Raw genomic sequence first — 8925 nt, forward strand, 5'->3', positions numbered from 1 at the left:
TGATCGGGCAACGATAGTCAATCGCGAAGCCGCACACGCCCACCGGCCGCCCGTGGAATCCGGCAACCGCATGACGGATGGCAAGCGGGCCACGCTTTCCAGGAACGCCCAGGTCCCCAACAGCCCATTGCTGCCGGGGACTTGAGAGGAAGAGGAGGCTCAGGCCGACACGGACTCACGCTTCGCCACGTTCTCCGTACCACGCTCACCGAGCCGCTCCGTCGGCACCCGGTGCGTCTCGCGCGCCGTGATCGCGGCCAGCACCGGCGGGATGCACAGGGCCGAGGTGAACAGGGCGACGGAGAACCAGTCGTCCCCGTCCGGACCGGCGATCTCCGCGGCGAAGGTCACCGCGAAACCGGCGACGGCGAAGCCGATCTGCGTGCCGATCGCCATGCCCGACAGGCGTACCCGGGTCGTGAACATCTCGCCGTAGAAGGAGGGCCAGGTGCCGTTCGCGGCGCTGTAGACCACGCCGAAGGTGACGATTCCGAGGACCATGATCAGCGGGTACGAGCCCGTGGAGATCGCCCACAGGTAGACGAACATCATGACCCCGCTGCCGGCGGCGCCCGCCAGGAACACCGGACGGCGGCCGATCCGGTCGGACAGCGTGGCCCAGAGCGGGATCGCGGCCAGCGCGACCAGGTTGGCGAGCGCGGCCACCCACAGCATGGACGAGCGGTTCATGCCGACCGAGTCGCTGGTCGCGTACGCCAGCGCCCAGACCGTGAAGATCGTGGAGACCGAGGCGACCAGCGCGCCCGCGATCACCCGCAGTACGTCCGCCCAGTGCTCGCGCAGCAGGATCAGCAGCGGCAGCTTCACGACACCCTCGGCGGCGGCCTGCTCGGCGAAGGCCGGGGTCTCCTCCAGCTTGCGGCGGATGACGTAGCCGACGACGGCGACCGCGATGCTCAGCCAGAACGGCACCCGCCAGCCCCAGGAGAGGAGCTGGTCCTCGGGCATCGCGGCGATCGGGATGAAGACCAGTGTGGCGAGAAGCTGGCCGCCCTGGGTGCCGCTCAGGGTGAAGCTGGTGAAGAACCCGCGTCGGCCCGGCGGGGCGTGTTCGAGCGTCATGGAGTTGGCGCTCGCCTGCTCACCGGCGGCCGAGATGCCCTGGAGGACGCGGCAGAGCACGAGCAGGACCGGGGCGAGGGTGCCGACCTGGTCGCGGGTGGGCAGGCAGCCGATGAGGAATGTCGACAGTCCCATCAGGATCAGCGTGAAGACCATGATCTTCTTGCGGCCGAGCCGGTCGCCGAAGTGGCCCAGGAAGAGCGCGCCGACCGGGCGGGCTGCATACGCGACGCCGAAGGTGCCCAGTGACAGCAGGGTCGCGGTGGCCGGGTCGGACTCGTCGAAGAAGACCTTCGGGAAGATCAGGGCGGCAGCGCTGCCGTAGATGAAGAAGTCGTAGTACTCCAGGGCGCTGCCGATCCAGGCAGCCGTGGCGGCCTTCTTCGGCTGACCTCCGGGTGGGGCGCCCAGGGGTGCTGCGGGGTCGTGGGATGCGACGGAATCCGCCACGGCGTGCTCCTTCGAGGGAACTCCAACGTACGTGGAGTGAGCGGAGGGGAGGGAGAAGTGCCGGATCCCTGGGGTGACGGGACGGCCGTGCCGGGAGCTACCCGGTTAATTAACCCACTGGATAGTTAGTAGCGGTTGGCTACGGATGTTGCGCCCACGTTTCCCGGGTGTCAAGAGGTCGCGGCGGAGGATCTTGCCCTTCACGGGCGTGCGCGGACGCCTCGTTCAGGCCGTACGGTCCGCCGTCAGATAGGCGATGACCATGTCGCCGAGCATCGCCCGGTAGTGCTCCCGCTGGTCCGGGGCCGTCAGGTCGCGGCCGAACAGCGCGCCGAAGGTGTGCCGGTTGGCCACCCGGAAGAAACAGAAGGAGCTGATCATGGCGTGCAGGTCCACGGCGTCCACGTCGGCTGTGAACAGGCCCGACTTGCGGCCCGACTCCAGGATCCGGCGGATCACCTCCAGCGCGGGCGAGCCGATCCTCCCGAGCTGCTCCGAGGCGGCGATGTGCTCGGCCTCGTGGATGTTCTCGATGCTCACCAGGCGGATGAAGTCGGGGTGCGCCTCATGGTGGTCGAAGGTCAGCTCCGCGAGGCGCCGGATGGCCGCGACCGGGTCCAGATGCTCGACGTCGAGGTCCTGTTCGGCCTGCCGGATCACGGAGTACGCGCGCTCCAGGACAGCCGTGAACAGCTGCTCCTTGCCGCCGAAGTAGTAGTAGATCATCCGCTTGGTGGTGCGGGTGAGCGCGGCGATCTCGTCCACCCGGGCCCCCGCCAGGCCGGCCCGGGCGAACTCCTTGGTGGCCACGTCGAGGATCTCGGCCCTGGTCCGGACGGCGTCGCGGATGCGCCCGCCTGTGCGTGCCGGTTCTTCGACGCTGGTCATCAGGTTCCTTCGGGCGAGGGGCTGCCGGTCCCGTGATTCTAGAAGGACTCGTGACGCCCCTTCTGGAGCACTCGTGGGGGCTTCCCCGATGCGCCGTGATGCTGATATAGCTAACGTACTAGTTCGTACATTAGTGGAGGTCGGTCGTGGCCAAGGACTCGTTTCTCGTCGGGCTCATCGGCTCCGGCATCGGCCCGTCGCTGAGCCCCGCGCTGCACGAGCGGGAGGCCGACCGGCAGGGGCTGCGCTATCTGTACCGGCTGATCGACATCGACACGCTGGGTGTCGAGGCACACGCGGTGGGCGATCTCGTGCGGGCGGCCCGTGACCTCGGGTTCGACGGGCTGAACATCACCCACCCGTGCAAGCAGCTCGTCATCGAACACCTCGACGGCCTCGATCCGCAGGCCGAGGCGCTCGGCGCCGTCAACACCGTGGTCTTCGAGGACGGTCGCGCGATCGGCCACAACACGGACGTGACCGGCTTCGCCGCGTCCTTCGCGCGCGGACTGCCCGACGCCCCGCTGGAACGGGTCGTTCAGCTCGGGGCCGGTGGCGCCGGCGCGGCCGTCGCCCACGCCACGCTCACCCTCGGCGCCGGCCGGGTCACCGTCGTCGACGCGCTGCCCGACCGGGCAGCGGATCTCGCCGCGTCCCTCAACCGGCACTTCGGCGCCGGCCGGGCGACCGCCGCGACGCCCGACCGGCTGTCGGCGCTGATCGGCCGGGCCGGTGGCGCCGACGGCCTGGTGCACGCGACGCCCACCGGTATGGCCGCCCACCCCGGCCTGCCTTTCCCCGCCGACCTGCTGCACCCCGGTCTCTGGGTCGCCGAGGTGGTCTACCGCCCGCTGGAGACCGAGTTGCTGCGTACGGCCGGTGAGATGGGCTGCGCCACGCTCGACGGCGGCGGCATGGCTGTCTTCCAGGCCGCGGACGCGTTCCGGCTCTTCACCGGCCGGCAACCCGACACCGCGCGCATGCTGGCCGACATCGCGGAACTGGCGGGCGCGCTCCCGGCACCGAAGTAGACGCAGCGAAGCAGGAGTGCCGAAGCAGAAGCAAAGAGAAGGCAGAGGTACCGACGTGCGTACGTCCATCGCCACCGTGTCGCTCAGCGGCTCCCTGACCGAGAAGCTCACGGCCGCCTCCCGGGCGGGTTTCGACGGGGTCGAGATCTTCGAGAACGACCTGCTCGCCAGCCCTCTCACCCCCGAGGAGATCCGCGCCCGCTGCGCCGATCTCGGTCTCACCATCGACCTCTACCAGCCGATGCGTGACATCGAGGCCGTGCCCGAGGACGAGTTCGCCCGCAACCTGCGCCGAGCCCGGCACAAGTTCGAGCTGATGCGGAGGCTCGGCACCGACACCGTCCTCGTCTGCTCCAGCGTCTCCCCGCTCGCCCTCGACGACGACGCCCTGGCCGCCGCCCAGTTGCGCCAACTGGCAGCCCTGGCCCAGGACTTCGGCGTCCGCGTCGCCTACGAGGCGCTCGCGTGGGGGCGGCACGTCAGCACGTACGACCACGCCTGGAGCATCGTCGAGGCGGCCGGCCATCCCGCGCTCGGCACCTGCCTCGACAGCTTCCACATCCTTTCCCGGGGCTCGGACCCGAAGGGCATCGAGGACATCCCCGGGGAGAAGATCTTCTTCCTCCAGTTGGCCGACGCCCCGCTGCTCGCCATGGACGTACTCCAGTGGAGCCGCCACTACCGCTGCTTCCCCGGGCAGGGCGGTTTCGACATCGCGGGGCTTGTCCAGCACGTCGTCCGGGCCGGATACGACGGTCCGCTCTCCCTCGAGGTCTTCAACGACGTCTTCCGGCAGGCCGAGGCCGGACCGACCGCGGTGGACGCCCGGCGTTCCCTCCTCGTCCTCCAGGAGGACATCGGCCTCGCCCCGCTGCCGGAGCCCGTCGTCCCCACCGGCATCGCCTTCGCCGAACTCGTCACCCCCGATGCCGAACCGGTTGTGGCGCTCCTCGGCGCGCTCGGCCTCGCCCGTACGGCACGTCACCGTGGCAAGCCCGTCGACCTCTGGGAGCGCGGCGAGGCGCGCATCCTCGTCAACACCGGACCGGCCGCCCGCCGTGACGGCACCGGACTGGCCGCCGTAGGCCTGGAGTCACCGGATCCGGAAGGCGCCGCCCGCCGGGCCGAGGCACTCCTGGCGCCGGTCCTGCCCCGCCGCCGAGCCCCGAAGGACGCGCCGCTCGACGCGGTGGCCGCCCCCGACGGCACGGAGCTCTTCTTCTGCGCCAGGGACAGCGCCGAACTCCCCGACTGGCGAGCCGACTTCGAACCCATCGAGTACATCGGGACTGCCGGGGACGCGGAGGGCGGCGTCGACCGCATCGACCACCTTGCCCTCACCCAGCCCTGGCACCACTTCGACGAGGCGGCCCTCTTCCACCGCAGTGTGCTCGGCCTGAACGGCCAGGAGAGTGTCGACGTCGCCGACCCGTACGGGCTCTTCCGCAGCCGGGCCGTCACCAACTCCGATGGCAGCGTACGTATCGCGCTCGCCGTCGGTCCCGCGCCCAGCGAGGACGAGACCCGCGCCCAGCACATCGCGCTCGCCACCGACGACGTGGTCGCCGCCGCCCGGGGCTTCCGAGCGGCCGGCGGCAGCCTGCTGCCGATGCCCGCGAACTACTACGACGACCTCGCGGCCCGGTACGAGTTCACCGAGGGCGAGTTGGCCACGTACCGCGAACTCGGCATCCTCTACGACCGTGACGCACAGGGCGAGTTCAGGCACTGCTACACGCGCACCGTGGGCCGCGTCTTCTTCGAACTCGTCCAGCGAGACGGCGGCTACCAGGGCTACGGCGCCCAGAACGCACCGGTACGGCTCGCCGCCCAGCACGCGCAACAGCCCCTCCGGTGACGGAAGTTGCCGCCGACCGGGCTCACTGCCGGGTGACGCTCCTGCTCACCCCGGCGATGACGGTCGTGGCCAGGATCCAGCCGGTCAGGATGAGGACGTACGACAGGAACTGGTACCCGCCCGTGGGTGCGAAGGCCTCCTCCTGGCCGAAGGAGATCACCGGGAGGAGCAGGTCGAGGGTGTAGAAGACGGGGTTGAACTCCGGTGCCTCGTCGGGCTTGAGCGGGAGCGGGTGGTGCAGGGCGTACGCGATGGAGCCGGCCGCCAGCAGTGACAGCAGCCAGACGGCGGCGCGCAGCGGACGGAAGCCGTAGCCGACGGTGGTGTCCTGGAGGTGGCCCCACACCCGGCCCAGCCAGGGCAGGGTGGCCCGGTGCCGGCGCTGCTTGGCGAGCTGGACCCGGCGGGCCGCGCCCTCGTCGCCGACATGGCGGTAGGCGGCGGCCAACTGCTCGTAGGCGTAAGGGACATAGCCGTCGCCGTCGCGTTCCAGCAGAGGCAGACGGCGGTGGGCCGGCTCGTGCGGATTGAGCGCCGTGTAGGTGAGGTTGTTGAAGAGCACCTCGCCCGGCGCGACCTCCGACTCGAAGCCCAGTACGTCGATCCGGGAGCGGCGCAGGTGCAACCGGCCCTCGATCGGCGCGCATCGGTACAGCCACAGCTCACCGATGGTGCAACTGCTGGCCCGCAGGGCCGTACCGCCGGGGTTGGACAGCCGCGCCCGGGTGAAGTCGACAGAGCCCGCGATACGGGAGCCGCGCAGGTCGATGCCACCCTGGGTGCGCAGATTCCGCGCCCGTATGTCGGCCCGCACCTCCAGGGACCGCGCGCACAGGGCATGGCCGCCGGGGTTGCTCAGCTCGGCGTCGTCCAGGCCGATCGACCCGCCCACCGTGGCCCCGTCGAGCCGCACCTCGCCCCGCACTCGCAGTCCGGGTGCCGCGAAACCGTCGCCGAGCACCGCCTGATGGAGCTGGAGCACCGGCATGGACGGGTCGGACGTGGTGAGTTCGGCGTCGTCCAGGAAGAGCGCGCCCGCGATCTCCGCGCCGGCCAGCCGCACCGGCCCCCGCACCCGGCAGTGGGTCATGCGCAGCGGGCCGTCGATCCGCGTACTCGCGAGGTTGATCGCGGGGAGCACCGAGCCGCGCAGATTCAGCTGGCGCAGCCGGGTGCCGTAGAGGTCGGGCGACTCGTCGAAGTGGCAGTACCGCAGATGGAGCGGGTGGTCCACCACCGCGTACGCGAGCTTGAGTTGCCCCGTGATGCGGGCCCCCGACACCCGGAGTTTGGGGATCTCGCCTTCCTCGTGCGCGGCGCCGAGCAGCAGGGCTCGCAGCACGGAGGCGCGTATCGTCCGCTCCGGTCCCCAGTCGGGGCCGATGTCCGGGTTGTCGGCCCCGGCATCGCCCTCGCGGAAGTCCACGGTCTCGCCCTTGGGAAAGGCCCGCCGCACCCGCTCCTCGGCCGCCGTCAGATCGTTGATCTCCATCGGAGCGACTCTGACGCGCCCCGGACACACATGTCAATCGGGTCCGGGGACAAAGCCCCGGACCCGATCGTCATTTCAGTCGCCCAGCAGCGGCAGGCGGCTCAACTCGACGCTTTCCAGCGGGAGTTCCACTCCACGATCACCGGGCGGTCGTGCTCGGTGGAGAGCCTGCTGACCGTGCCCGTGGCGAGCTGGAACAGCCGTCCGTCGGCGGGCGGGAGCCCGAGGTAACGGGCCGTCAGCACGCGCAGGAAGTGGCCGTGGGCCACCAGGACCACGTCACCCTCCCCGAGCGCGTCCTCGATGTGGGCCAAGGCGCGGTCCGCGCGCCGGCCCACCTCCTCGGGCGACTCACCCGGGTGCCCGTCCGGACCGGGCGCCACCCCGTCCGTGAACAGGAACCAGTCGGGCCGTGTGCGCTGGATCTCGGCGGTCGTCACACCCTCGTACCCGCCGTACTCCCACTCACGCAGGTCCGGATCGGTCGACGCGCCGGACAGGCCGGCGAGTTCGGCGGTGCGGACCGCGCGGGTGAGAGGGCTGGTCACCACTCGTGCGAAGGTCCGTCCGGCGAGGAGCGGAGCGAGGGACTTGGCCTGCTCCTCACCGTGCGGGGTGAGGGGCAGGTCGGTCCAGCTGGTGTGCTGTCCCGACGCGCTCCACTCCGTCTCGCCGTGGCGGACAAGAAGAAGGTCACCCACGGCTTGCTACTCCTTGGACTCGACGGCGTGACCGCCGAACTGGTTGCGCAGCGCCGCGATCATCTTCATCTGCGGGGAGTCGTCCTGCCGGGACGCGAAGCGGGCGAAGAGGGACGCGGTGATCGCGGGCAGCGGCACGGAGTTGTCGACGGCCGCCTCGACCGTCCACCGGCCCTCGCCGGAGTCCTGCGCGAAACCGCGCAGCCGCTCCAGGTGCTCGTCCTCGTCGAGGGCGTTGACCGCCAGATCGAGGAGCCAGGAGCGGATGACCGTCCCGTCCTGCCAGGACCGGAAGACCTCGCGCACGTCCGTGACGGAGTCGACCTTCTCCAGCAGCTCCCAGCCCTCGGCGTAGGCCTGCATCATGGCGTACTCGATGCCGTTGTGGACCATCTTCGAGAAGTGCCCGGCGCCCACCTTGCCCGCGTGGACATAGCCGTACGGGCCCTCGGGCTTGAGTGCCTCGAAGATCGGGTGGAGCCGCTCGACGTGCTCCTTGTCGCCGCCGACCATCAGGGCGTAGCCGTTCTGGAGCCCCCACACACCGCCGGAGACACCGGCGTCGACGAAGCCGATGCCCTTGGTGCCGAGCTCCTCGGCGTGCTTCTCGTCGTCCGTCCAGCGGGAGTTGCCGCCGTCCACGACCGTGTCGCCCGCGCTCAGAAGGCCGCCGAGTTCGTCGACGACGGACTGGGTGGCGGCGCCGGCCGGGACCATCACCCAGACCACACGCGGCGCTTCGAGCTTCTCGACGAGCTCGGCCAGGCTGCCGACGTCGGAGACCTCGGGGTTCCGGTCGTAGCCGGTGACGGTGTGGCCCGCACGGCGGATGCGCTCGCGCATGTTGCCGCCCATCTTGCCGAGACCGATCAGACCAATCTGCATGTCAGTTCACTTCCTGAGCGTCACGAAGAGTGCGGTACGTGGCCACGAGGGCGGCGGTGGAGGAATCGAGGCCGGGCACATCTGCCCCCCCGGTCAGCGCGGGCTCGATACGCCTGGCGAGGACCTTGCCCAGCTCGACGCCCCACTGGTCGAAGGAGTCGATGTTCCAGATCGCTCCCTGGACGAACACCTTGTGCTCGTACAGCGCGATCAACTGGCCCAGCACGGACGGCGTCAGCTCGCGCGCGAGGACGGTGGTCGTCGGGTGGTTGCCCTGGAACGTCTTGTGGGCGACCAGTTCCTCCGGCACGCCCTCGGCCCGCACCTCGTCCGGCGTCTTCCCGAACGCCAGCGCCTGGGTCTGCGCGAAGAAGTTGGCCATCAACAGGTCGTGCTGCGCCTTGAGTTCATCGCTCAGTTCCGCGACCGGCTGGGCGAACCCGATGAAGTCCGCCGGGATCAGCTTCGTCCCCTGGTGGATCAACTGGTAGTAGGCGTGCTGCCCGTTCGTCCCGGGGGTGCCCCACACCACCGGCC

Annotated in this window: 7 protein-coding genes and 1 pseudogene; 2 read left to right on the forward strand and 6 right to left on the reverse strand. The window is 70.3% G+C overall.

Going from position 1 to position 8925, the window contains the following annotated elements; genetic code table 11:
• Positions 1-159: 159 nt before the first annotated feature.
• Entirely contained in the window at positions 160-1533 is a 1374-nt protein-coding gene (locus G3I56_RS31150) for an MFS transporter (RefSeq protein WP_343240100.1), read from the reverse strand.
• Positions 1534-1758: 225 nt separating this feature from the next.
• Complete coding sequence (locus G3I56_RS31155; protein ID WP_164414791.1) at positions 1759-2421, reverse strand: TetR/AcrR family transcriptional regulator; 663 nt, start codon at positions 2419-2421, stop codon at positions 1759-1761.
• Positions 2422-2567: 146 nt separating this feature from the next.
• Here G3I56_RS31155 and G3I56_RS31160 point away from each other — a divergent pair, with 146 nt between their 5' ends.
• Together G3I56_RS31160 and G3I56_RS31165 are read left to right on the forward strand one after the other, a co-directional pair.
• Complete coding sequence (locus G3I56_RS31160) at positions 2568-3452, forward strand: shikimate dehydrogenase (RefSeq protein ID WP_164414792.1); 885 nt, start codon at positions 2568-2570, stop codon at positions 3450-3452.
• Between the two features lie 55 nt (positions 3453-3507).
• Positions 3508-5310, forward strand: a complete 1803-nt coding sequence (locus G3I56_RS31165; protein ID WP_164414794.1) for a sugar phosphate isomerase/epimerase and 4-hydroxyphenylpyruvate domain-containing protein — start codon at positions 3508-3510, stop codon at positions 5308-5310.
• A gap of 22 nt (positions 5311-5332) precedes the next feature.
• On the opposite strand, the gene G3I56_RS31170 is transcribed toward G3I56_RS31165, so the two are convergent.
• From G3I56_RS31170 to G3I56_RS31185, 4 genes and pseudogenes are all read right to left on the reverse strand, one after another.
• Positions 5333-6802: a membrane-associated oxidoreductase gene (locus G3I56_RS31170; protein WP_164414796.1), complete on the reverse strand. Its 1470-nt coding sequence runs from the start codon at positions 6800-6802 to the stop codon at positions 5333-5335.
• 101 nt (positions 6803-6903) lie between these two features.
• A complete protein-coding gene (locus tag G3I56_RS31175; RefSeq protein ID WP_164414798.1) occupies positions 6904-7503 on the reverse strand; it encodes a histidine phosphatase family protein in 600 nt (199 codons plus the stop codon).
• 6 nt (positions 7504-7509) lie between these two features.
• Positions 7510-8388: a phosphogluconate dehydrogenase (NAD(+)-dependent, decarboxylating) gene (gnd, locus tag G3I56_RS31180; RefSeq protein WP_164414800.1), complete on the reverse strand. Its 879-nt coding sequence runs from the start codon at positions 8386-8388 to the stop codon at positions 7510-7512.
• Between the two features lies 1 nt (position 8389).
• Positions 8390-8925: pseudogene (locus G3I56_RS31185) on the reverse strand (glucose-6-phosphate isomerase); the annotation flags it as partial.

This window comes from Streptomyces sp. SID12488, from assembly GCF_010548275.1.
Classification (GTDB): domain Bacteria; phylum Actinomycetota; class Actinomycetes; order Streptomycetales; family Streptomycetaceae; genus Streptomyces.

Excerpts from the sequence above, each read along its gene's own strand:
- G3I56_RS31170 (WP_164414796.1), bottom strand. The coding sequence starts at position 6,802 with ATGGAGATCAACGATCTGACGGCGGCCGAGGAGCGGGTGCGGCGGGCC.
- G3I56_RS31155 (WP_164414791.1), bottom strand. The coding sequence starts at position 2,421 with ATGACCAGCGTCGAAGAACCGGCACGCACAGGCGGGCGCATCCGCGAC.
- gnd (WP_164414800.1), bottom strand. The coding sequence starts at position 8,388 with ATGCAGATTGGTCTGATCGGTCTCGGCAAGATGGGCGGCAACATGCGC.